The sequence below is a fragment of the uncultured Empedobacter sp. genome, assembly GCF_937930195.1.
Taxonomy (GTDB): domain Bacteria; phylum Bacteroidota; class Bacteroidia; order Flavobacteriales; family Weeksellaceae; genus Empedobacter; species Empedobacter stercoris.
This window is the reverse complement of the sequence record NZ_CALGVK010000016.1, coordinates 14,360-40,010: the sequence shown is the minus strand read 5'-3', so window position 1 is coordinate 40,010 and position 25,651 is coordinate 14,360. Positions and strand designations below refer to the sequence as shown.

The 25,651-nt window shown below is 31.2% G+C and carries 22 protein-coding genes; 13 read left to right on the top strand and 9 right to left on the bottom strand.

All coding sequences use genetic code 11. From position 1 onward, the window contains the following. The first annotated feature begins 304 nt into the window (after nt 1-304). A complete protein-coding gene (gene gldJ, locus Q0616_RS00965) occupies nt 305-1,933 on the top strand; it encodes a gliding motility lipoprotein GldJ (protein ID WP_298774239.1) in 1,629 nt (542 codons plus the stop codon). Nucleotides 1,934-1,999: 66 nt separating this feature from the next. On the opposite strand, the gene Q0616_RS00960 is transcribed toward gldJ, so the two are convergent. Beyond that, nucleotides 2,000-2,524 (bottom strand): GNAT family N-acetyltransferase, encoded by a 525-nt coding sequence (locus tag Q0616_RS00960; RefSeq protein ID WP_171623622.1) that lies wholly within the window; start codon nt 2,522-2,524, stop codon nt 2,000-2,002. Nucleotides 2,525-2,745: 221 nt separating this feature from the next. Here Q0616_RS00960 and murF point away from each other — a divergent pair, with 221 nt between their 5' ends. The 8 genes from murF to Q0616_RS00920 all read left to right on the top strand — a co-directional run bounded on the left by murF (nt 2,746) and on the right by Q0616_RS00920 (nt 10,771). Next, nucleotides 2,746-4,026 (top strand): UDP-N-acetylmuramoyl-tripeptide--D-alanyl-D-alanine ligase, encoded by a 1,281-nt coding sequence (gene murF, locus Q0616_RS00955; protein ID WP_286483641.1) that lies wholly within the window; start codon nt 2,746-2,748, stop codon nt 4,024-4,026. A 19-nt stretch (nt 4,027-4,045) separates the two neighbouring features. After that, the gene (locus tag Q0616_RS00950) at nt 4,046-4,561 is read left to right on the top strand and encodes a hypothetical protein (RefSeq protein WP_284583754.1); all 516 of its coding nucleotides are present in this window, start codon (nt 4,046-4,048) and stop codon (nt 4,559-4,561) included. Between the two features lie 92 nt (nt 4,562-4,653). Continuing rightward, nucleotides 4,654-5,757 carry an endonuclease gene (locus Q0616_RS00945; protein WP_298774231.1) on the top strand — a complete coding sequence of 368 codons (1,104 nt, stop codon included), beginning with the start codon at nt 4,654-4,656 and terminating at the stop codon, nt 5,755-5,757. Nucleotides 5,758-6,291: 534 nt separating this feature from the next. Next, on the top strand, nt 6,292-7,131 hold the full coding sequence (locus Q0616_RS00940) for a hypothetical protein (RefSeq protein WP_298774229.1): 840 nt from the start codon (nt 6,292-6,294) through the stop codon (nt 7,129-7,131). A 234-nt stretch (nt 7,132-7,365) separates the two neighbouring features. After that, nucleotides 7,366-9,099, top strand: a complete 1,734-nt coding sequence (locus Q0616_RS00935; RefSeq protein ID WP_171622811.1) for a cbb3-type cytochrome c oxidase subunit I — start codon at nt 7,366-7,368, stop codon at nt 9,097-9,099. Beyond that, entirely contained in the window at nt 9,099-10,088 is a 990-nt protein-coding gene (locus Q0616_RS00930) for a cbb3-type cytochrome c oxidase subunit II (protein ID WP_298774223.1), read from the top strand. The genes Q0616_RS00935 and Q0616_RS00930 overlap by 1 nt, the downstream gene beginning before the upstream one ends. A 1-nt stretch (nt 10,089) precedes the next feature. Then, nucleotides 10,090-10,353, top strand: coding sequence for a hypothetical protein (locus tag Q0616_RS00925; protein ID WP_260543301.1), 264 nt, complete (start codon nt 10,090-10,092; stop codon nt 10,351-10,353). A gap of 13 nt (nt 10,354-10,366) precedes the next feature. Continuing rightward, the gene (locus Q0616_RS00920; protein WP_225539745.1) at nt 10,367-10,771 is read left to right on the top strand and encodes a cytochrome C; all 405 of its coding nucleotides are present in this window, start codon (nt 10,367-10,369) and stop codon (nt 10,769-10,771) included. On the opposite strand, the gene Q0616_RS00915 is transcribed toward Q0616_RS00920, so the two are convergent. The 4 genes from Q0616_RS00915 to Q0616_RS00900 form a co-directional block, all read right to left on the bottom strand. Beyond that, entirely contained in the window at nt 10,761-11,363 is a 603-nt protein-coding gene (locus tag Q0616_RS00915) for a Crp/Fnr family transcriptional regulator (protein ID WP_171622807.1), read from the bottom strand. The genes Q0616_RS00920 and Q0616_RS00915 overlap by 11 nt on opposite strands. Before the next feature lie 39 nt (nt 11,364-11,402). Continuing rightward, nucleotides 11,403-11,975, bottom strand: coding sequence for a uracil-DNA glycosylase family protein (locus Q0616_RS00910; protein WP_298774216.1), 573 nt, complete (start codon nt 11,973-11,975; stop codon nt 11,403-11,405). A gap of 135 nt (nt 11,976-12,110) precedes the next feature. Further along, nucleotides 12,111-13,097 (bottom strand): lipoate--protein ligase, encoded by a 987-nt coding sequence (locus Q0616_RS00905; RefSeq protein WP_225541857.1) that lies wholly within the window; start codon nt 13,095-13,097, stop codon nt 12,111-12,113. 127 nt (nt 13,098-13,224) lie between these two features. Continuing rightward, a complete protein-coding gene (locus tag Q0616_RS00900; protein ID WP_366940220.1) occupies nt 13,225-15,147 on the bottom strand; it encodes a TonB-dependent receptor in 1,923 nt (640 codons plus the stop codon). A gap of 20 nt (nt 15,148-15,167) precedes the next feature. Here Q0616_RS00900 and Q0616_RS00895 point away from each other — a divergent pair, with 20 nt between their 5' ends. Next, on the top strand, nt 15,168-16,649 hold the full coding sequence (locus Q0616_RS00895) for a PLP-dependent aminotransferase family protein (protein WP_298774214.1): 1,482 nt from the start codon (nt 15,168-15,170) through the stop codon (nt 16,647-16,649). A 16-nt stretch (nt 16,650-16,665) separates the two neighbouring features. Here Q0616_RS00895 and Q0616_RS00890 read toward each other — a convergent pair whose 3' ends face one another. From Q0616_RS00890 to Q0616_RS00880, 3 genes are all read right to left on the bottom strand, one after another. Next, nucleotides 16,666-17,121, bottom strand: a complete 456-nt coding sequence (locus tag Q0616_RS00890; protein WP_260543313.1) for a DUF4442 domain-containing protein — start codon at nt 17,119-17,121, stop codon at nt 16,666-16,668. Between the two features lie 283 nt (nt 17,122-17,404). After that, on the bottom strand, nt 17,405-17,986 hold the full coding sequence (locus Q0616_RS00885) for an acyl-CoA thioesterase (RefSeq protein ID WP_171621787.1): 582 nt from the start codon (nt 17,984-17,986) through the stop codon (nt 17,405-17,407). A gap of 23 nt (nt 17,987-18,009) precedes the next feature. After that, a complete protein-coding gene (locus Q0616_RS00880; RefSeq protein ID WP_260543315.1) occupies nt 18,010-19,512 on the bottom strand; it encodes a GH3 auxin-responsive promoter family protein in 1,503 nt (500 codons plus the stop codon). 348 nt (nt 19,513-19,860) lie between these two features. On the opposite strand from Q0616_RS00880, the gene Q0616_RS00875 reads away from it, so the two are divergent. The 3 genes from Q0616_RS00875 to Q0616_RS00865 all read left to right on the top strand — a co-directional run bounded on the left by Q0616_RS00875 (nt 19,861) and on the right by Q0616_RS00865 (nt 24,118). Next, the gene (locus tag Q0616_RS00875) at nt 19,861-22,086 is read left to right on the top strand and encodes a tetratricopeptide repeat protein (protein WP_286483636.1); all 2,226 of its coding nucleotides are present in this window, start codon (nt 19,861-19,863) and stop codon (nt 22,084-22,086) included. Between the two features lie 93 nt (nt 22,087-22,179). Beyond that, nucleotides 22,180-23,463 (top strand): MFS transporter, encoded by a 1,284-nt coding sequence (locus tag Q0616_RS00870; RefSeq protein WP_171621765.1) that lies wholly within the window; start codon nt 22,180-22,182, stop codon nt 23,461-23,463. 100 nt (nt 23,464-23,563) lie between these two features. Beyond that, the gene (locus Q0616_RS00865) at nt 23,564-24,118 is read left to right on the top strand and encodes a DUF4303 domain-containing protein (protein WP_260543322.1); all 555 of its coding nucleotides are present in this window, start codon (nt 23,564-23,566) and stop codon (nt 24,116-24,118) included. Between the two features lie 32 nt (nt 24,119-24,150). Here Q0616_RS00865 and rpoN read toward each other — a convergent pair whose 3' ends face one another. Then, nucleotides 24,151-25,623 (bottom strand): RNA polymerase factor sigma-54, encoded by a 1,473-nt coding sequence (gene rpoN / locus Q0616_RS00860; protein ID WP_298774199.1) that lies wholly within the window; start codon nt 25,621-25,623, stop codon nt 24,151-24,153. Nucleotides 25,624-25,651: the final 28 nt, after the last annotated feature.

The following is a 25,651-nucleotide window of genomic DNA, read 5'->3' as shown; positions in this document are numbered from 1 at the left end:
TTCGAAAAATAAGGAACATTCACTTTATTTCCATTCGTCAAAGAAATTGTTTGATTGTTCTCCCAATTTATTTTGTAATTTTGACTAAACAATTGAGGAAATTGTAGCAAAGTTGCGACTAAAATAAAATATTTCTTCATGTCTGTTAAACGCTAATTTGGCAAATATATTTTCAATCGTAAAATAAAAAAATAATTCTTACGTTAGATACAAGAAATAAAGCATTTTTTCGTTGTAAGATTAATGTCAAATGCTTTTATTTGCATTAAATTTAATATTTGAAAACCAGAAATATTCTATGAAAATGAATAAAGGACGTATTTTTTCTCTTGCGCTTGCAGCTGTTACAATGAGTGTATTTGTAGGTTGTGCAAGTAGTTCAGGTAAGAAAAAAGGAGGTGGAACAAAAAATTTCACAAGTCGTACAGGTTGGAAACCAAACGATAGTAAAGGTTGGTTTTTTTCGGGTAAAAAGAAAGAAAACATTAAAGCATGGCCTGGAATGGTTTTCATCGAAGGTGGGTCATTTAAAATGGGAATAACGAAAGATGATGTGTTACACGATTGGAATAACTCTCCAGTTCGTATGCAAGTAAAATCTTTCTTTATTGGTGAAACTGAGGTTACAAACTACGAATACAAAGAATACTTAACTTGGCTGAAAGTTGTTTTCCCACCAGAAGATACGCAGTACAAGGATATCTATAATGGAGCCTTACCAGACGAAACGGTATTCAATAACCAATTATCAAGAGATGATTTCTCGACAGAAAATTACTTGTTTTCACCAGAGTTTAGCTACTACCCTGTAGTTGGTATTTCTTGGTTGCAAGCAGTAAACTATTGTGATTGGTTAACAGATCGTGCTAACGAAAAAGCCTTGATGAACAAAGGAATCTTATCAAAAGATTACTATAATAACGAAGAATACAATTACGGAAACAAAACATTCAATGCAGAACAATATAAGTTAGGCGACACGAATGTAAATGAAGCTATTGATTCGACTAAAATTATGAGAGCGAATCAAATTAAAACTCAAAACTCTCGTATCCTAAAAGCAAATCGTGCAACAGGTTCTTTAGAAGTTCAACCTTTCCGTTTACCTACTGAGGCTGAATGGGAATATGCAGCTTTAGCTTTACCTGGAAACCGTGAATACAACGAATACAAAGGAAAAGAAGTTGCTCAAAATAATTTAAGAGTAACAAAAGGAGCGCAAAGAGGTCAATATTTAGATAACTTCAAACAAGGTCGTGGAGATTATTCAGGTATTGGAGGATTTGGAAACGATGGTTCTGCTATTACAAGTGATGTTCGTAAATATCCATCAAATGATTTTGGTCTTTATGGAATGTTAGGTAACGTTGCTGAATGGGTATCTGATGTATATCGTCCAATCATTGACGAAGAAGCGAATGATTTCAATTATTACCGTGGTAATGTGTTCAGAACTAATATTGATAATGGTGCTGGTGGTTTTGAAAAATACGACGAAACAAACGTAGAATACGATACATTAGACAATGGTAAATTAGTTTACAAAGGTTTACCTGGCGCATATAAAAAACAAACACAATACGATTTGACAAATTATCGTGATGGTGATCCTAACTCTTCTCTTAACCCAAGAGTTGAAGACGGTAGATCTGCTGATCAGGCGACAGAAGATATGTATAATGCTCCTCAACGTAAATTTACAGTAGACGAAAAAGGTCGCGTTATATTAGAAAAAGATACAACAAATCGTACTTCTGATATTTCTGATGAAACACGTGTTGTAAAAGGAGGTTCTTGGAAAGACCCTATCTATTGGATAGATGCTGGACAAAGACGTTATTTACACCAAGCAAGTGCAACAAACTGGATTGGTTTCCGTGTAGCTCAAGAATATACAGGTAGCTTCGAATCTAAGCGTAAACGTAGAGGATAAATATCCTTTTATATAAATAAGAAAACTCGGTTAATAACCGAGTTTTTTTATGTATGTAATTAGCTGTTATTGAGTTAAAGACCAATAAGTAAAACCATTATGTTCTACTACTTTTTCGAAACCAAGTTTCTTCAAAAGATTAATTGATTTAAAATTATCTGAGAAAGATTTTGCTGTTACCTCTTTCACTATTTCTTGAGAAAATGCCCATCTAATCAATTCTGTGCACGCTTCCTCTGCATAACCTTTCCTTCTCTCCTCTCTTATTATTCCATAACCAATATCCACATTTTCATCCGCTGCATTAAAACCTTTAAAACCTACATCACCAATTATTTCTTTTGTATCCTTTTTAATAATCATCCACGATTCAAACCCCGTAACATAATTATGGATTAACAATTTTTGAATAATCTTAGGTATTGTATCCATCATATCTTGATCGGGCCAATCTTTTCCTTTTAGAAACCCCTTCTCTTCTAAAATACGATAATCATTGTACAACATATCTTCGCAAATATCAATTGTAAATGGCACGAGAAGCAAACGTTCTGTTTCTAAATTATCTATAGTAATCTCTTTTATTTTCATTCTTTAATTAAAATGCAAGCAGTAATTTTTCAATATAACAATTAAACCAGATAAATAAACTACACCAAGATTTATCTCATCAAATATTTTGCAATTATCGTAAAATACTTCCTTTAAATCACAAAAACGATTCAATAAATTTTATATTTGTACAGAACAATAACAATTATTTCTTTGTCAATTTTGCAAAAGAAATTTATCTTCTATTTTATTTAGATTACATGAATACAGCAGAAATATTCGAACAATTTCTAAAATCGAAAAACGTTACGACAGATACACGTAACATCTCAAAAGATTGTATCTTTTTTGCTTTAAAAGGGGCAAATTTCAACGGAAATACATTTGCACAAGAAGCTATAAATCAAGGTGCAATGTTGGCAATTGTAGATGAAAAAGAATATGAAAATAACAATCAAAATATTTTTTTAGTTCACAATGCTTTAGAAACTCTACAAGACTTAGCAAGAATGTACCGAAAACACCTTCAAATTCCATTTATTGGTTTAACAGGTTCTAATGGAAAAACAACAACAAAAGAATTAATTTCGGCTGTTTTGAAGGAAAAGTTTAAAACGCATTATACATTCGGAAATTTGAATAACCACATTGGTGTTCCTTTAACGATATTATCTATTCCAGAAGATACAGAAATCGCTGTAATTGAAATGGGTGCAAATCATCAAAAGGAAATAGAATTGTTAGCCTCTATTTCTCAACCTGATTTCGGTTATATCACCAACTTTGGAAAAGCTCATTTAGAAGGTTTCGGTGGAATTGAAGGCGTGATTAAAGGAAAATCTGAATTGTATGATTTTCTTAGAGCAAATAAAAAAACTGCATTTGTCAATTATAACGATCCTATTCAAGTAGAAAAAACTGCCGATATTAACCGAATCACTTTTTCTGATCAGAATAATACAGATGTACAAATCGAATTAATCGAAAACAAAACGGAATACCTTGCTGTTAAATACAAAAATTTAGATATTCATTCTCATTTGACTGGAAATTATAATTTTAGTAACATTTCATGTGCGATTGCTATTGGTCAATATTTTGGAATAGATGCTGAATCAATCAAAAATGGAATCGAAAATTACTTTCCTTCAAATAATCGTTCGCAAATTATCAATAAAGAAAATTATAAAATTGTGATGGATGCTTATAATGCAAATCCAAGTAGTATGGAAGCTTCACTCAATAATTTTGTCAAATTTGAAGGTTCTAAGACAATTATAATTGGTGATATGTTCGAGCTTGGTGATGAAGCTAAGACAGAACATCAACGTGTTTTAGACTTGGCTGAACGTTTAAACTTTGATCAAATCTTTATTTTAGGACATCATTTTTCTGAAACAATTACAACAAATCCGAACGTTAAAAAATTTGAAGATCGCAAAGCTTTCGAAAAATATTTGATTGATAATCCTATTAAAACTAAAAATATTTTAATAAAAGGTTCTCATGGCATGAGACTTGACTTACTTGAGAATATCTAATTGTAAAATGCTACTACCTATGTATAAATCAATCATCATTTCCTTCATTTTATCGTTGTCTTATGTTCATTCACAAAGCATTATTGATTGGAATAAAAATGAAAGATTGAAATACGAAAACTTTAAAAAGAAGCCTTTTCAAACAAAAATACCACAAGGTTTTCTTGATTCGAAATTAGGATGGCAAATTGCTGAAACGGATGGAGAAATTCCGAAAGTAAAAGTTTTTAATCGTTTTGATGAAATTAATTCTTGGATTTCGATAAAACATGTAGGAATTTTAAATGAAATGCAATTACAATTTGATCTTTCTGAGCTATACGCCCGAAAAATAAGAAAAGACTTTGAAGAACTTCAAGCTAAAAAAGTAATGGATAAAAATTCTTATCGTTCAAAATTTTTATTAAACTCTAACAATTTAAAAAAAAGATTAAAATCTATGGCTAGTGTTTCTATTAATCAACCAGATTTATATAATTTATTAAACAAGCAAATTCAGGATTCTTTATTCATCTATAAGTCTTATTCGAATTAGCTTAATAGCTTGATGTTAACCTTTTAATAAAATATAATTAAGAGAGTAAAGCTATTTTTTTGTAACTTAGCTTTCTTTTTAAATCATTCAATATGAAAAAAATAGTTTTACAATTTAGTCTGTTTTTAGTTGGAACAAATCTTTTTGCTCAAGCTCCTGCTAATTACTATGACAATGCAACAGGTAGTGGTTATACCTTAAAAACACAACTATATAATATTATTAAAAATCATAGTACAAAAAGCTATGATGCTCTAAAAGGGTTATATAGACAAAATGATTCTGATAATGGTTTTCAAGATAAATATTATGAAAAAGATAATTCAATTTTAGACATTTATTCAGAAAACCCAACAGGTACTGATCCTTATAATTATACACCTGGTCAGAAAGAATGTGGAAATTACAAATATGAAGGAGATTGTTATAATAGAGAACATTTAATTCCACAGAGTGTTTTTAGTAAGGCATCACCTATGGTATCTGACCCTTTACATATATGGCCAACAGATGGTGTAGTAAATGGAATGAGAAGTAATTATCCTCACGGAGTTGTAGGAACTATAGATAAAACTTCTCAAAATGGCTCGAAATTAGGGAATAATCTAAATTCTGGTTATTCATACGGATATTCTGGTACAGTTTTCGAACCGATAGATGAATTTAAGGGAGATATCGCTCGTGCTTATTTTTATTTCGCAACACGATACGAAGGAAATGGCATTCAGAATTGGAAATATGCGATGTTCAATGGATCAAAAGATAAAGTTTTCACAGATACTTTCTTAAAAATATTAATAACTTGGCATTTAAATGATCCAGTTTCTGATCGTGAAAAAGACATTAATAATATTGTGTACAGGTACCAAAAAAATAGAAATCCTTATGTAGACCATCCAGAATTTGTAGAAAAAGTTTGGGGATATAACTTAGGAACAGGAGATTTTGAATACCAAAAACGTGATGATATCTCGGTTTATAATAAAACAACTCGTTCTGTAATTATTAAACTTGAAAATAATGCAAAATCAATTCAAAAAATTTCGGTTTTTAATTTTAATGGGCAATTAATTAATGAAATTCAAAACACTTCTAATCAAAAAGAAATTGAAGTAAATTTTAAAAATCCAGGAGTTTATATAATTAAAGTAGTTGGATCACAAATGGAAATTAACAAACGAGTTGTAATCAAATAACAAAACAGTCAAACGTTCAACATACAAATCCTTCGCAGAAAAAGTGAAGGATTTTTTAATAATTGAAAAATATGAAATAATCTTTTATTTTTATCATACCAAAATCAGTAGTTCTACAATACTTGTATATTGTTTTATAACAAATAAAATAGATTTGAATGGATTAGAATTATATTTTTGATAAACTAATTATTATTTAGTTCAATCATCAACTAAATCGTTCATAATAACATTATAAATGAAAGAATTCAATATCCATAAAACGTAATTTATACATTCTCTATTATTTAAACTCAACACTATTATAATCAACACATTAAATATCTATTAATTAATTTTTAAATGATAAAAAATTAATTATAATCTATTTTGTCCACCTTTTGTCCCCCTCAATTTTATTCAACGTAATTCAATAATTGATAAATTCGTAACAGAAAACGAAATAAACAAATTATACTTTATTAATAGCAGTTATTTATTTTGAAAATGCCAATAAAATAATCAAAACTATAAACATAACTTAAATTTATATAAATGAGAAAATTTATACTTTTTTTGATTATATTGGGATGGTCTCAATCAAAAGCGCAAGTTGGAATTGGTACAAGCACACCAAACTCAGCAACAATACTCGACATTTCTTCTACAGACAAAGGAATTCTTATTCCCAGACTTACAGAAACCGAAAGAAATACGTCGTTAGCTGATAACGATGTCAATACTGTTCCACCAGCTGGAGTTGTAAATCCTAATTTAACGGTAGGAACTTTAATTTTTAATACATCTGAAAATCGTTTTGAATTTTGGGATGGGACACTTTGGAGACAATTGTTTGTAACAACAAGCTCAGCAGCAGGAAATGATGGTGTAGTAAGAATAGATGGTGGGCTAAATGGAACTAAACCTAGTCTTGCTTTTGGGGAAAATAATGGTTTTTCTAATACAGGTACAAAAAAAATTGTGTATACAACTCCTTTAACATTTGCTCCCTCTCCTACAACTAGTTGGCCTGAAACAATCACAAATCCTACAGATGCTGATATATATCTAGCAGCGTCAAATAAATTTAGAGAAAACCCAATAAAAGGGCAAGTACACTTATGGCGATTAATAATTAATTTAACTGCTGGAGCTAATTCTGCTGGAGCAGTAAACGCCATTATGAAAAACCCTAGCTCAGGATTTATTATTAATTCTATTCAATTAATCCCAGCCGGTTCTGCTTCAGGAAGTATACTAACTTTTTATTTTTATACAATTGCTGATGATCAAAGTTTAGATCCTGGAAGAGGGTATGAATTTTATCTAGATGCCAATAAAGCTGTTACTGCTACAATTGAGTCTATAACAAGGGTTTCATTATTTAAGGATTAAATTTTTCTTCATAGTTTTTTCAATAAAAGGGTTTTTAGTTATAGAACCACCTAACCTATTTAAACTGGCTAGCTTTTCTAGAAATAGAAAAGCTGGTTTTTTATTTTACACAATAAAAATTAGAACCTATTCTAAGAACGATTATAATTAAACTTATGATTCTACGCATAGGTATTGCTTTCACATAAGGTTTAAATTGGTACAACTTATTACATCACAATAAAAAAATCTACAATGAATAATTTACTCAATGAGCCTGGACTTCAGCTAACAATATTACTTCTCTTTATTCCATTATTTTTTGCATTAATTCTTGTGTTAGTAAAAATAAATGCTTTAATTAAGAATGTATTGCGAAAAAAAGAGCTTAAACGAATCTATGGAGAGTTAAAAAACTTGAATCCTGAAGATGTTTCTGCACTTGAAAAACGGAAAAAAGAATTAGAATTTCAACTCTTAGGAAATGAACTTTCGTTAAATACATCCGTTGAAGATCCAAGAGGACTGGTGGATCAAATGAATGAAATACATGATATTCGATTTTTACAAAGCAAACGACAAGAAGGCAAAAGCATCTTAATTCCTACAAACGAAAAAAAGATTATCCTTTGGTTCTTAGGTTGTAGTATAGTTTGGCTTATTTTAGGCACAACAATTGGCGAATATTTAGGTATAAAATTTGTTGCGCCCGATGCTGATCATGTAAGTTGGCTAAGCTTTGGGAGATTAAGACCTGTACACACCAATATCGTGTTTTGGGGTTGGGCTTCTATTGCGATGGTTGGTTTTTCATATTATGTAATTCCTCGTGTTGGAAATACGAAAATATATAGCATAAACCTTGCTTATCTCTCATTAATATTACTTAATTCTTCTGTCTTAATAGGAAGTATTTGTTTAATGGCAGGTATTAATAATAGCGGTGGAGAATATAGAGAATATGTTTGGCCAGTAATGCTTCTATTTGCTATCGGAATTCTTTTGAGTATTTTCAATCATTTTCAAACCATTTCGTCTAGAAAAACAGAAGAAATTTACGTATCCAATTGGTATATTGTTTCTGCAATGATGTTTGTTGTTGTCATACTACTTGTAGCCTACCTCCCTTTCTGGCAAGACGGTTTGGGTGAGACAATTACGCAAGGGTATTATATGCATCAAGGTGTAGGAATGTGGTTTATGTTTTTTAACCTTGGATTGATGTACTATTTCCTTCCACAAGAATTAAACAGTCCTGTCTATTCATACAGCTTAAGTATACTTGCTTTTTGGACACAAATTTTATTTTATACGTTGATTGGGACTCATCATTTTATATTTAGTGCCATTCCATGGTGGATGCAAACTATTGCTATTGTTGCAAGTGTAGGTATGATAATTCCCGTAGCAGCAGGAAGTATTAATTTTATGATGACTATTAGAGGATCTTGGCATCGTTTAAAACTGAGCTATGTATTACCTTTTTATGTGGTATCCATCATTTTCTATTTTACAGGATCAATGCAAGGTACGGTTGAAGCCTTTCGAATAACTAATCTTGTTTGGCATTTCACTGATTTTACGGTTGCGCATTCTCACTTAACCATGTATGGAATTATCACATTTATGTTATGGTCGTTTACCTACACACTTGTTCCAAGGATTACTTCTCACGAACCTCCAAGTATTACGGTGGGTATTCATTTTTGGCTTGCTTTAATAGGTTTGCTTGTCTATACTATTTCATTAATGATTGGTTCAACGGAAAAAGGATTATTATGGATGGATAAAAAACCATTTCTTGATGGAGTGATTTCAATGATGCCTTATTGGTTATGGCGAGCGATTGGTGGTACTATGATGTGGATTTCTCATTTTGTGTTTGCATATAATTTTTATAGAATGATTAAACCTAAAAAAGAAATAAAAATTCCAGAATCACCAACTGAACTTTTAGATATTATTCACGCAAATAAAACTACAATATAATGGACTTCTTTAATAATCATAAAAAACTATTTCCATCGGCATTGGCATTTTTTGTTTTTCTTACCTTAATTATTTGTATTCTTCCTGCCTTCAAAAACGAAAAAATAAATCGACCATTGCCACAGAGTCAACCTCCTACAGCAGAAGAAACACATGGAAAACAAGTTTATATCAGAGAAGGTTGTGTTGCTTGCCATACACAGCAAATTAGAAATGTCGACATGGATCAAGTTTTTGGAGATCGACCAAGTATTGCTGCGGATTACGCTCGAAATAAACGTATCAACTTTTTTCAGAATACGGCTACTTTAATGGGAACTGAACGAACTGGTCCTGATTTAACTAATATTGGAAAAAAACAACCGAGTTTGGAATGGCAATATTCGCATTTATACAATCCTCGTGCTGTTGTTCCCGAATCTGTAATGCCTTCTTATAAATGGCTTTTTACAACGAAAGATTTTCTTGACGAAGGAGAAATTGAAGTCAATGTTCCTGATGAATTTAGAATTGGTGTCAAAGGAAAAATTGTTCCTACAAAAGATGCGAAAGATTTGGTCGCTTATCTCTTAAGTCTTCAACAAGTAAAACTTGCAGAAGATGTAGAACCTGTAAAATTTTTATATAAAAAAGAGAAAAAATCGAATGGTAATTCTACCGATACTAATCTACCAGATGGGGAAGCGTTATTCGGTACCAATTGTGCAAGTTGTCATCAAGCAAATGGCGAGGGATTACCTGGCGCGTTTCCTCCTCTTAAAGGAAGTCCTATTGTTATGGGGGATAATTTAGAATTGTATATCACCATTATTATGAAAGGATATGACCCAAGACCAGAGTATGCTTCTATGCCTGCTGTAGGTGACAATGCAAGCTTTACTCCAGAAGATGTTACAGCGATTATAAATTACGAAAAAGCAAGTTGGGGTAACAGTGGTAAAAAAGTAACAGTAGAAGAAGTGAAAGAAATAATGGATAAAATCAAATAAAATGAGACAAATTAAATATAAAATAGGACTATTATTATTACTTGGATATGGATACGCAAAGGCTTGTGATGCTTGTAAACTTCAACAACCAAAAATCACACAAGATTTCACACACGGAACTGGTCCCGAATCTAATTGGGATTGGTTCATCGTTATCCTAATAACGATTATAACATTATATACATTGTTCTATTCATTCAAATTTCTTATAAAACCAGGAGAAAAAGATAAAAAACACATCAAAAATATTGTTTTAAAATTTTAAGAAAAAAGAAATCATGACAAAAGAAAAAAAAATAATCGTTTACCTATACATCGACGAAGAAGAAAAACCAATTGCTGAATTGGTTCCTCCTGTAACTTTTAAACTTGATACAACAAAATTAACAGATGGTGAACATCTGCTTAGAATAGTTAGTAAATTCGAGAAAAAAGAAGGACTAAAACTTATCAGGTTTACTGTTTCGAATGGACCAATTCTTCATATAGAAGGACTTTCTGATCAAGAGAAAGTGAATGGAATACTTCCTCTAATGATCAACGCCTATGATACAGGAAAAAATCAAAGTTTTATAATTAAAGGGAGCGAAAATCCAAGGACTATTCCTATTTGGGTTTGGGTGTTTATTATTGTATTTGTTGCTTGGGCAGCTTTTTATATCATACAAAATTTTAGTCTTTAGCAATCAAAATCACTTTACCATCTCTTATTTTGAGCTGTCCTTTTTTCTCTAAATGTTTGATTGTTCTTATAACAGTTTCAACACGTAATCCGGTTAAATCCCCTAATTGTTGACGAGATAAATCAATCAAATATTCTGTATCTGTATTTTGGTTGTGACTTCGTAAATAATCCAATAGTTTGATTAATCGTCGTTCGGGACTTTGAGAAGAAATCTCTGGTGCCATCACCGATTTATAATACAAACGACGAGCAAGACTCTTGTTCACAGCCAAAGAAACTTCTGGATGAGATTGCAATAATTCGTAAAAAGAATCTTTAGCAATCTGAATTATTTTCCCTTTTGTGACCGCAATTGCATTTGCAGGATAAGGCTCATCTACAAATAAAGGTGGCTCACCAAAACTTTGATTTTTAGTGAAAATATTCTGAATAAACTCTTTCCCTTCGTCAGAAAAATTATTCATTTTCACCTTTCCCTCCAACACTTGATAATAATAGGAAGGAAAATGACCTATCTCAAAAATAATTTCACTTTTTCTTAAATCTCTAATTTCTCCACCAAATTGGATTAATAAATCTTGATTAATCATAGCTTTAAATAAATTATCAACATACCTAAAAGTACTTATTTACAAACTATTTTTTACTTTATTTTTTAATTCAGGTAATACATTTTCTACAAACCATGGGTTTTTGTTCATCCAAATAAAATTGCGTGGTGATGGATGAGGCAATGGAAAATAACGTGGTAAATATTCCTTAAAATTCAATACATTTTCTGTAATATTTTTGTGCATATTCCCTTTCAAATAATACTTTTGAGCATATTGACCGATCAATAAAATCAACTGAACTTCTTTCATTTCATCCAATAAACGCGCATGCCACAAGGGCGCACATTCTTTTCTTGGTGGAAGATCTCCTGATTTCCCTTTTCCTGGATAACAAAATCCTATCGGAACTAATGCAAACAATTCAGGGTTATAGAATTGATCTTTTGTTACATTTAACCATTTACGCAACTGATCTCCACTTGGGTCATTCCAAGGCACACCTGTTTGATGCACTTTCAATCCTGGAGCTTGCCCAATAATTACAATTTTAGAGTTAGGAGCTGCCTGAACTACTGGATTTGCACCAAGAGCTAAAAAAGGTCCGCACACTTTACAAGCTCTAATCGCTTTAAATAATTCATCAAACATATTTTTATAATTGATATCATTTAAAGATAATCATAAACCATTACAACTAAAAATTATGAAAGCTTAAAAATGTATCAAAATATATAAATTAAACGGCTAAAACAAAAGAAATTATAAAGGATAATTGAACCTTATTTATCTAAACAATTCTAAAATCTCCTCCAATGTTACTTTTCCAAAATAAGCCGTGATATCAACAGAATTTAAAATTTTCGTAATTTCAGTTTCATTATGTTTTACACCAATTAATTTATTCTCCAAATCTTCTATCGGTTCCGAAGCAAAGAAATCTCCGAAAATTTTGGCTTGTTCTATTGTTCCGCCTCGTTCTACATCCAAATGAACTTCGATAAATCCAGCAGGAATTTTCTTTGCATTTTTGAAATTATATTTTGGTGAAAATCCAAAATTCCAATCCCAGGTTTGGTATTTTTCTTCGATTAATTTTGCAACACCATTCAAATCTTTTGGTGTTAAATTGTAAATTGATGAACCTTCGTTTGTTGTTAACATTTCATCAATCAACAAGGCTTTCAATTCGTCAGTGGTCATTTCATTCGGAAAATATTCAATCAAATTAATCACTCGTGCTCGATTAGATTTAATTGCTTTATCCACATATTTTAAAGGATTGATTTTTAACGCATCGCCTAAAACAGACATATCCGAATTAAAAAGAATTGTTCCGTGTTGTATCATTTTTCCATTTCGAGCCAACTTTGCATTTCCGCTAAACTTTTTACCATCAACCAATAAATCGTTTCGACCTTCTAATTTTGCTGGAACATTTAATTCATTTAGTAACTTAACAACAGGTGCTGTAAACGTCGAAAAATCCATAAAATCATTTTGACCCAACAAGGTATGGAACGAAAAGTTAAGATTTCCTAAATCATGATAAACAGCCCCACCACCCGACATACGACGCACCACTTTTATGCTATTTTCTGTCACATAATCCAAGTTGATTTCGGCTAACGTATTCTGAAATTTCCCCACAATAATAGATGGTGCATTGATATATAATAAAAAAATATCTTCTGTAGGATAATTGTACAACAAGTATTCTTCTAAAGCTATATTGAAATATGCATCATGAGAAGGAGAATCTATAATAATCATTTGAAAAAATTTTGGTAAAGTTAGGCAGAAAATCCGTGAAAGAAAAGAGACAACTTTTCTGAAAAAGTTGTCTCACCGCATTTTAAAAATATAAACTATTAAAAGAGAATTAAATGGTTGTCATCATTTAAATTCCTGTAAACTTAACTCCTAAACTCATCCAAGTCGATGGCAACGGAATAGCTCCTGCTTCGTTATACGTGGTATTGAAAATATTTTGAGCATCAAAATAAATTCCTAAATTATTCTTGAACGAATGACTTATTCTTGCATCAGTAATCCAATATGATTTATAGGATTGACGTGTATTATAACGATTCGCGATACTTATAGTAGTACTTCCAATAGAGTAATCTATCGTATTGATTAACTGATGTTTTAAACTTTCTATTTTATATTTAGAATTGTATTGTTCATCTACATTTTCGAACGTAGGATCAAGATAAGAATAACTTAATGAGAATTTCAGACTTTGATTTGTTGATAGGTTCGCTAAATATGACACCTTCGTATTAAAACCATGTGTTTTCAAATCGCCAAAGTTTTGTGCTTGCCATGGCTCATTCGTTGTTAAACGTACCCAATCGATAAAATCTGTAATCGAACGATAGAAATAATAGGAATTAAAACTCAAATTTCTCTTATTGTATTTGAAACCAATTTCTGTTTGAAATGCCTTTTCTGATTCTACATTTGGATTTCCAATATTTCCAGGACGTTGATCCAAATATAAATCTGTAAACGAAGGAATTCGCTGACTTGAACCTGCATTTACTACAAATTTTAAGTTAGAATTCATGGCATAGCTTGCATCAATACCAGGGAAAGCTTGCCATCCATATTGTGAATTGTAATTAACATAAGTACCAACATTTACATTTAGTTTTGGTGTAAGATCTGTTTTGTATTCAGCATAAAAACCAACATTATCACGAGTATGATTTTTGATACTTGTCGAAGAAATTTGTTCATTTCTGTACTCTACTCCTACGCCAATTTGTCCTTTATTCAATTGATAGGTTGAATTTACTTCTCCAGAAATTGAATTTGAATAGTGTTTAGAACGAGCTGTATTCAAGTCATTCTTAAAATAACGATAATCATCAAAGTTGTAACGATAACTCACTTTTGGGGCTAAAGTTATTCGATCAGAAAGTTTATGTTTTGACTGAAGATTAACCAAAGTGGTTTCAACTAATTCTTTCGAATTTTTATCACCTGGTGATGCGTAAAAACCATTCGCTCCAAAGCCATTTTTCACATAACCATACGATGCAACCAAACTATTTTCTTCATCAAATTGGAAGTTACCTTGGTAATACAATTTATTATTCTCATATGCTGTATTGTAACGGTAACCATTCCCCCAATCATGGCTTACATACAATTGATGTTGATGCGTTTCTTTAGCTAAATTAGCTCCAAGTTGAACACCGCGACTTGTAAATGTATCGCCAGTATCTTCGCTATCTTTTTTAAAATTCGTTCCGAAATAAGTATTCGCATAAAGACCTGTTTTCTTTGGTTGTCTCGTTACAATATTGATAACACCAGTCAAACTATTGTTTCCATAAACTCTTGCTGCTGGACCTCTTACTACCTCTATTCGATCAATCGCTTCAATAGGAATAGGAAGATTTAACGCATTATGCGCAGTTTGATGATCCATGATTTTTACACCATTCAACAAAATAAGTGTTTGTTCAAAACTTCCCCCATCCATCGAAATATCAGCTTGCGTACCAAACGGACCACGTTGTCGTAAATCAATTCCAGATGCATATTGCAAAACTTCTTGAATTGTTTTTGCTGGTAACTTATTAATCTCTGTTTTATTTAAAACATATATATTTCTATTTTCTTTAGAAAGTGGTGTGTTTAGACGATTATCTAAAATAGATACTTCTCTAATTGCGATTGTATCATTTGTAATTTGGGCAAAAACACTATTGCCTAATACAGCTAATACGAGCGTAAACTTTTTCATTCTTCTTAATCTTTGTTCTTTTAGTTTAACTGCTGCGAATGTAGTATCTTTCCGAACTATCAAGATATACCAGTTTTTAGTTAATGAATAGTCCGGCTGAAATACCCTACAATAGTTTTATTGAAATCAATCGATTTTCAGAAACTCCGATTTATTTACAATTGGCAAATCAATTGGCAAAAGCAATACAATTAGGTTATTTACCAAGTGGAACAAAACTCCTTGGAACAAGACAATTGAGTTTGATTCTTAATTTACATCGCAACACAATAGTCAATAGTTTTCAGGAACTTGAAGCGCAAGGTTGGATAGAGATTGTTCCTAATAAAGGAAGTTATGTCTTGAGTCAATTTGCTCAAAAATTTCAGAAAACTACGATTCCTACACAATTTTCAATCAATTCCTACCCAAAGAAAACTGGTTTTAATTTTGAACAATCTATTTTATTGGATAATCCTTACGAAAGCTTTAACGAACGATTGTTTTTAACTGATGGAACCATCGATCATCGATTAGCAGAATTAAAAATTCCAGCAAAATTATATTCGGCAATTTTAAAACGAAAAACTTCTATTTCGAAGATAAATCAATCAAAAAACGACTATTTTCTAAAAAATTTAGCTAATTATCTCAATTTAACAAGAGGTTTACATATTTCGAAAGAAAATATAGTCGTCACAAGAAGTGCAGAGATTTCACTTTTCTTGATTGCTCAAATTCTCTTAAAGCAAAATGATTATGTTGCTGTTTCAAATCTTAGTTACTACAAAAGTAATATGATTTTTCAGACACAACATTCAAAAATAGTTCAAGTTAAAACAGATGAATTTGGTTTAGACACAAGAGATTTACGAACATTGTGCGAACAACGAACTATTCGTTTTGTGTATGTAACACCTCATCATCACTACCCTACAACAGTAACATTAAGTTCGCAAAGACGAATTGAATTGATTCAACTTTCACAAGAATTTGGTTTTGCAATTGTAGAAGACGATTATGATTTTGATTTTCATTACAACAGTCACCCTATTCTTCCGTTAGCAAGTTCGGATCAGAATGGAATGGTAATTTACACGGGTAAATTTGGAAATTATCTTGCGCCAGGCTATCGAATTGGATTTATTGTTGCTCCAAAAGATTTTATAGAAGAGGCGCGAAAGCATTTATCTATTTTAGACCAACAAGTTGACCCTTTTATAGAACAAACTTTAGGTGAAATGATTAATGAAGGTGAAATCAATCGAATACTAAAAAAACTACGAAAAACATATCAAGAGCGTCGCGATTATTTTTGCAAAAAATTGAAAGTTGAATTAGGACAATATCTTCATTTTAAAGTTCCTACTGGTGGATTAGCGGTTTGGATTAATTTTAATCAATCAATTAATTTGATGGAATTAAAACGAAATTGTGCTAAAAAAGGGTTATTTATTCCGCAAACAATTTTATATCAAACAAAAAAACAAACAGCAATAAGAATAGGATTTGCTCATCTAAATTTTGAAGAAATAGATGAAGTTGTTACTATTTTGAAAGAAGAAATCACAAAAAAAGCTGAATAAAATTTCAGCTTTTCTATTATTTTTTCTCTCTCAACTTAAACGTCCACGTAAATTGAAATTCAGAAACTACATCTCCTTCCTCGTCTACGCCTTTACTTGTTACGTTTAGAGAAATCCCTTTCTTTGTTTCGATCGCTTCTTTTATAGCCGAATCTATTTTTTCTCCATCTTCACATGTAAACACAATTTTACCAATCGCTTTTTTCAAATACTTTGATTGCATTCCCAAAACCAACATCGAAATGTCTTCACCTGATTTTGCAATTTTAGCATTCGCCATCAAACCAGAAGAAAATTCTGCTGCCATACCTTGCACTGCCCAAAACATACTTTTGAAAGGATTTTGATTGAGAAAACCATATTTCACTTTAGTTGAAACTTTATTTTCTTCCCACGATTCTAAACGAACTCCAGCAATCCACGCAATTGGAATTTGCGTTGTCAAAACAGTTTTAAAAAGTTCTTTATTCATAATTTTATCAAAAAGGTTAATGGACTAAAAGTAAATGTTTTATTTGAATTCTTCAAAAGCAATGTTAATTTATTAGTGTACTTGTTGTTAAAAATTATTGAGCAATACGAAAATTGAAAGAGCGCAACTTATTAAGCATAATATACGTTGGTTACTTTTCAAACCTTAAATCTTTGGGGAATAAAAGTATCTCAATTCACTTATCGTATTAAGAAAAAAGAGCAAAAGGATCATAATCTTTTATAAAAAATGGGTTAGAATCATAATGAATCTAACCCAGGTTTTATTTATGTACTTTGACACTTTTAGAAACAGTGTCTTCAAGTTCTATTTTTACCCAATGATTATGCAAAAGATTATCAATTAATTCTTGCGATTTATAATCGATTGTGTCTTTCACTTGCTCTTTTGCATTCGTGTGTTCTTCTTTTCGATGTAAAGCTTTGTAGAAACGACGAACTTCGTTCAAGTTTTTCAAAATTAATTTCGGTGCTTCTGCTTTTTCTCCATTTTCTTCTTTACAAATCATTGTAAAATAAGAAGAGTTACAATGTTTAATTTCACCTGATTGAATGTTTTGACTTTCTACGCGAATACCAACGACAATAGAAGTACGTCCAACATAATTTACTGAAGCTTTTAGCGTCAATAATTCACCCACTTCTACGGGTGTTAAAAAATCTACTCTATCCACGGATGCCGTTACACAATACTTACCTGAATATTTGGAAGCACATGCAAATGCAATTTGATCGAGAAGAGAAAGAATGAATCCACCATGAATTTTTCCACTAAAATTGGAATGCGATGGAAGCATTAATTGCGAAAAAGTTACCAATGAACTTTTTACAGTTTTGTAAATCATTTTATCTGTTGTTGTGTGTGTGTTCAATTTTTTTGTATTAAATTAAGTTGATGAAATTCATCTGCAATATCTCTATTATTCGATAAACGAGGCACTTTATTTTGTCCTCCCAGTTTCCCTATTGATTTCATGTAATGTTGAAAACCATCTTTTTCAACTACCGAAATAATTAAAGAACGAAGTATATTTCCAGTAATCAAATCGTCATAATACGGATTTTGCAAACGCATTTGAATATCTAATTCACGATTAAATTCGGACATATTTTGAGGTTTATGGTCAAATTCTATTAACCATTCGTGATAAGGTAAACCGTCTATAGGATTCACCTGTGGAGCAACTGTAAATTCATTTACACTCGCTGGACACTTTTCTATTGTTTTTTGTAAAGCTTGCTCAACTTCATGACCAATCACATGCTCACCAAAAGCCGAAGTATAATGTTTAATACGTCCAGAAACAACAATTTTGTATGGTTTAGTAGACGTAAAACGAACCGTATCACCTATATTATACCCCCACAAACCTGCATTAGTATTGAGAATAAGCACATAATCTTTTCCGATTTCTACATCTTTTATTGAAATACGAGTTGGTTTTTCATCAAAAAATTCTTCGACTGGAATAAATTCATAAAATATCCCATTATTTAATAACAGTAATAAATCGTCACTTTTTTGTGTATCTTGATAAGCTATAAACCCTTCTGATGCTGGATATGTTTGAATACAGTCAATTTTTCGTCCAATTAACTGATTCACTTTTTCACGATAAGGTTCATAATTCACTCCTCCTGTTACCATTAGTTGTAAATCCTTGAAAATTGATTGAACATTTTCTTTCCCAGAAACTTTAATTAATCTTTCAAAATACATAATCAACCAAGGTGGAATTCCTGAGATTAGTGTCATATTCGCTTTCACTGTTTCGTCAACTACTTTATCTACTTTTGTTTCCCAATCTTCAATGACATTGGTTTCATAAGATGGTAAACGATTTTTTTGTAAATAATTTGGAACAAAGTGCGCACTAATTCCAGAAAGTCGTCCAACTTTCAACCCATTTTTATCTTCTAAAATAGGACTTCCTTGTAAGAAAATCATTTTTCCATTGACAAAACTCGAGTTATTTGTTTCGTGAATATAATGCAACAATGCATTTCTGGCAGAATTTATATGTGTTGGAACAGATTCTTTTGTAAGTGGGATATACTTTGCACCAGAAGTTGTACCAGAAGTTTTTGCAAGATAAAGTGGTTTACCAGGCCATAGCACATCAACTTTTCCCGCAATCACCTCATCAAAATAATGTTTTAAACCTTCGTAATCGTTGACTGGAACATGGTTTTTAAAATCTTCGTACGTATTGATTTGATCAAAATGATGATCTTTTCCAAACGTTGTATTTTTTGCAGCCACAATTAACTCTTTTAGAATTCTGTCTTGAGTTTCAAAAGGATGTTTAATCCATTTTTGTTCTTTATTGACAATGTATTTTGCAAAAATTTTCGCTAAAAAAGCTTTCATGTTGTTCCTTTAAAACATTATTATTGGTCGAATTTAAGTGAATATTCTTAATAATTTAACAACTTTTGTAATGATTTTTCTAACGAAATAAGTAATTACATTAAAGCTAAATTGTTAGCAATCATTTTATAATCTTTCTAATTTAACAAGTGTCTAAATTATCGTTATTCCATATAAAATTATCTTAAATTTCCGAAGGATACAAGATTTTTTCTAATCGAACGTTTTATTGTAGATTTGTTTTTATTCGCTATCATGAAAAAGATTATACTGAGTATTTTCGCCGCTAGTTTTTTAATCGGCTGTTCAACACAAAAAAATAGTTTCAAAAACCGACAATATCATAAGATGACGTCGTGGTTTAATGGGGTATTTAATGCTGAAGACGAATTAGATAAAAAAAATACTGAACTACAGACAAATTATATTGAGAATTACGCTAAGATTTTACCTGTTGGAATAGAATATTTCTCTGTTTCGGATTCGACAAATTTAACTGAATTTAATACACCTAATTTTGGAATTGGAGGTGGAAATCGTAATAATCAGGATAAAGTAGAGAAACCTATAGGATTTGCTGCTGTTGAAGCTAAAGCTGCTAAAGCAATTGAAAAACACTCGATGTTAATTAAAGGACAAGAAAAAAATCCTTTGATGGCTCGTGCGTATCTATTAATTGGAAAATCTCTGTTCTATCAACAAAAATATTTTGAAGCTTTAGATGCCTTAAACTATGTTGTAAAGAATTTTAAAAGTTCTAAATATGCACAAGAGGCAAATGTGTATAAAACAGTTGCCGAAATAAAAGGTGGAAATTATTTTGATGGAGCTGAAACTTTACAAAATTTATACGAAAATGATCCGTATAAAAGTAAAGAGCTAAAAACTATGATTGCGCGAACGTATGCTCAGTTTTTAATTGATCAAAAAAAGTACGAAGAAGCATTAGATCCATTACAAAAAGCAGAATACTACTCATCGAATAAAGAAGAACGAGTGCGTTTATTTTATACAATGGGACAAGTTTTTTCAAAACTTGGAAAACAACAAGAAGCTGGAGAAGCGTTTACAAAAGTGTATAAAATGGCTCCTGGTTTTGACTTAGAAATTAAATCGCAATTAGCGATTGCTGCTAATTTTGATCCTGCAATTAATAACTACGGAAATTACAAACAGAATTTGCTTGATATTGCCAAAAAAGGAATATATACATCAAAGAAAAACGAATTGTATTATGGTATTTCGGAAATGGCTTTTCGTGCAGATAAAATGGATGATGCGGTAGAATACGCCAAACTGAGTTTGAAAGATCCCATGTCTGATCCTTATATTCGTGGGCGCGCTTACGAAAATTATGGTGACATAAAATTCAAGCAAAACGACTATGTGTATGCTTCGGCTTACTACGATTCGGCTCAAACAACTTATAATTTAAAGGAAGATCAAGCAAGAATTCAGCAACGAAATGATGTGTTGAAAAAATTAATGGAAAAACATTATTTGGTTCAGAAAAACGATTCTATTCTAAAAATTGCAAAACTTCCGAAAGAAGAACAAACCAAATTTTTTACAGATTATATTGATAAATTAAAGAAAAAAGAAGAAAAACAAGCGGAAGAAGAACGAAAAGAAATGGAAACTTTTCAATTAGAAACCAAAACATCAAGTTTTACTTCAAGTTTTAATAATGCCGATAAAGGAAAATTTTATTTTTATAATCAAGGTTTAAAATCATCTGGTCAACAGGAGTTTCAACGTATTTGGGGTGGAATTTCGTTGAAAGATAATTGGCGTAATTCTAATGCTATTAGTACCGTAATAGAAGATAAACAGGCCGAATTAACGGGACAGGTTTCTGCTGGAAATCCAAGACGTTTTGAAATTGAGTATTATTTGGAGCAAATTCCTTCTACTACTAAACAATTAAATGATTTAAAAGTTGAACGTGATACAACACAATTAGCTTTAGGAATTGGTTATTTTGATACATTCAATAACAGCGAATTAGCAGGAAAAGAGTTAAAAAAATTGATTGCAACTCCTCCAAAATCAGATGATGTTAAGTTAAAAGCTACGTATCAATTGTATCGTATTTACAAGAATCGCGATCAAAAATTAGAGAATCAATACAAAGAAGAAATCTTAACAAATTATCCAAATACAATTTACGCTGGCTATATTTTGAATCCAGAAGTTGAATACATCACTCCAGAAACAAAAGAAGCTGTAGAAGCATATAAAATAGCGTATGATTTGTACAAAGAAGAAAAGTATGAAGAAGTAAAGCAAAAAGTTCAAGATGCAATTGTAAAATTTCCGACTGAAATTATTATTGCCAAATTTGTACTTTTAAACGCTTATGCATTGAAACAAACCGCATCTCAAGAAGAGTTTGAGCAAGCTTTGGAAGTTGTTGTTACTGCTTATGATGGAACAGATGAAGCAAAACAAGCGAAAAGATTATTGGAAAAATTACGAAGCCCAAAGCAAAAAGATGAGAATACACCTTTAATAAATGAAAACGAGAATACACAAAAAGTACTCGATAAAGAACCTGTAAGAAGAAAAAAATAATCCAATTCATCATAGATAAAATTTTCAGACTTAAAATTTTATTTAAAAAATATTAATTATTTTTAAGTTTAACAACAATTCTATCAAAAATTTATGAATACAAAAGATAATCCCAAACTGATAAAAGCTTGGATTTCTTACGATTGGGCAAATTCTGTTCATTCTTTGGTTATTGCTTCTGCTATTTTCCCCGTTTATTATACTGCAATGACCTATGATACGGACAACAATCCGATCAAGTTCTTAGGTCTATTACCAGAATCAGCGTTCAATTTTTCGTTGGCAATTGCTTTCTTTTTTGTCATCGTTTTATCACCAGTTTTGTCATCAATTGCTGATTTAATTGGGAATAAAATCAAATTTCTTCGTTTTTTTTGCTACTTAGGTTCTTTTTCATGTATTGGAATGTTTTTCTTTACATCGAGCGATTTGGTTTGGTTGGCTTTATTGCTCAACATCACCGCAAGTATTGGTTTTTGGGGAAGTTTAGTGTTTTACAATGCCTATTTACCAGAAATTGTTTCGGAAGAGAAAATGGATAAAGTTTCGGCACAAGGTTATATGTTTGGTTACATTGGATCAGTTATTTTATTGACAATTTGTTTGGCAATGATACAATTTGCGCCAGAAGAAAATCAAGGTATGTTTACACGAATAAGTTTCTTATTAACAGGTGTTTGGTGGTTAGGTTTCGGACAAATTGCATTAAGTAAATTACCCAATCACAAATTTGAACGAGAAATTCCAAAAGACATCATCAAGTCAAGTTTTAGAAATTTGAAACTTACTTTTCACGACCTCAATCAATACAAAAACATTCGTGTATTTTTAGCTGGCTTTTTCTTTTATAGCTTAGCGATGCAAACCATCTTCTTAATGGCCGCCATGTTTGGAAGCTCAGAAATTGGAATGCAATCTACGGAATTAATTATGACTATATTATTAATTCAAATCGAAGCTGTATTAGGCGCATGGTTTTTCTCTTATTTATCAGGAAAAATCGGCAATAAAAAGACATTACTTATCGGTATATTCATCTGGATCATAACCTGTATTATAGGTTATTTAATCAATAAAAATGATCCAAATGTCAAAACACAATTCTATATTATGGCTGCAATGGTTGGTTTGGTAATGGGCGGTTTACAAGCTTTATCGCGCTCTACTTATGCAAAATTATTACCTGAAACAGAAGATACAACAACCTATTTTAGTTTTTATGATGTATTCGAAAAATTTGCTTTGTTCTTAGGTTTAGTTATTTATGGTTTATTGATAGAATATTCGGGCGGAATGAAAGCTTCTGCGCTTGCAATGGGTGTTTCATTTGCGATCAGTTTTGTTATTTTATTGTTCTATAAGATGGAAAAGAAATAAGAATTTGTCTTAAAAAAATAAATCAACAAACTTTTAATATATAGAGAATTTCACTACATTTCAAGAAGAATAATAACAGCCAAATAAAAAATATAAATGAATGGATTTCAATGAATTCAAAAATAAATTAGCTCAATCTACCAAACAAGCCTTTTTAGAAATTTATAACGAAAATCCTTCACAAGACCTATATGCCTTTGCTTTGTGCAATAATGAGTCGAAAATAGCCATTCACCCTTCTGCAAATTCTACTGAATATTTGGAACAGGTTGCAGATGAGGACGATTTTCATTTCTACAAGTTTGAGCCTTCTGAATGGAAATTTGATTATCTGGGAGCAAAAGAATCTTTTAATGAAATCAATCAAATCTGTAAAGAAATTGCTGATGAACATGACGATGATGAAGATTGGTTTTACCAGTTCCAAAATCAATTAAATGAAAAATGTATTGAAGTTTTACACGAATTAAAAGAAGAACAGTTCTTTTCTAAATTAACTGGAAAAGATATTTTCTTAAATTTTTCTGTGATAGACGATGATTTGAATAAAGATATTCAACGAAAAATTATCACTCAATTAAATGATAATCAATACAAAGATGATTATTTTGAATGGATGACAACTTGGGATAAAAACAAAAAAAGAGCTTTATAAAAAGCTCTTTTTTTTGATATAAATTGAATTTCTTAAATTTCTTTTCTTAATCTCGCAACTGGTATGTTTAATTGTTCGCGGTATTTTGCAATTGTACGACGAGCAATTGGATAACCTTTTTCTTTTAGAATTTCTGTTAACTTTTCATCTGTTAAAGGCTTACGCTTGTCTTCATCCGCAATTACATCTTGTAAAATACGTTTTATTTCGCGAGTAGATACTTCTTCTCCGTCATCATTAGTTAACGATTCTGAGAACAAATCTTTTATCAAAAATGTTCCGTAAGGTGTTGTTACATATTTAGAATTTGCCACACGAGAAACTGTCGAGATATCCATTCCAATTCGATCCGAAATATCTTTTAAAATCATTGGCTTGATTTTCGTTTCGTCACCCGTTAGGAAATATTCTTTTTGAAATTTCATTATCGCTTCCATCGTATACAAAAGCGTATTACGACGTTGCTGAACCGCATCAATAAACCATTTTGCAGAGTCTAACTTTTGTTTAACAAACATCACAGCCTCTTTCTGTTGTGTCGATTTATTTTCAGTTTTCTTATAGGTATCCAACATTTCAGCAAATGCACTTGATATCTTCAACTCAGGAACATTTCGACCATTTAACGTCAGTTCTAAATCTCCATCATTGATATTGATTGTAAAATCTGGTGTAATTTGTTCAATAATTTTGCTACTGCTTGAAAAAGATTTTCCTGGTTTTGGATTCAAGCGTTCTATTTCTGTAATTGCATCGCGTAATTCGTTATCATCAACGTCATATTTTGCCATTAATTTCGAATAATGCTTTTTAGTAAACGCATCAAATGATTCGTTAATTAATTTTTCTGCCAATTCAACCGCTTGTGTTTGCGTTCTATTTTGTAACTGAATTAACAAGCATTCTTGTAAATCGCGTGCTCCTACTCCAATTGGATCCATTCGTTGAATATAATTCAACAACAAATTTTCTACTTCTTCTGGCGAAGTATAAATATTAAGTGAAAATGCCAAATCATCTACCAAAGATTTAATATCACGACGCATATAACCGTCGTCGTCAATATTTCCTAAGATAAATTCACCGATTTGAAATTGTTCTGAAGTCAATCGATAAGTGTACAGTTGTGAGGTTAAAAACTCGATAAAACTTTCTCCTTGAGCATAAGGAACAGATTTATCTTCATCGTCGTCACTATAATTGTTTGTATATGTTTTATAATTTGGGACATCATCATCGCTCAAATAATCATCAATATTGATATCACTTGTATCGATAACCTGTTCATCGCTATATTCATCATTCTGATTATCCCATTCTTCCTGCTCTCCTCCATAATCATCATCGTATTCAGAAGATTGATCATCCAAAGCAGGGTTTTCTTCCAACTCTTCCTTTACGCGTTGTTCAAAAGCAACCGTAGGAAGTTGAACCAACTTCATTAATTGAATTTGTTGAGGCGATAGTTTTTGTTGTAATTTTAAATTTAATTCCTGCTTTAACATATTTTGGGTTTTGGCTTATATAAAAAAC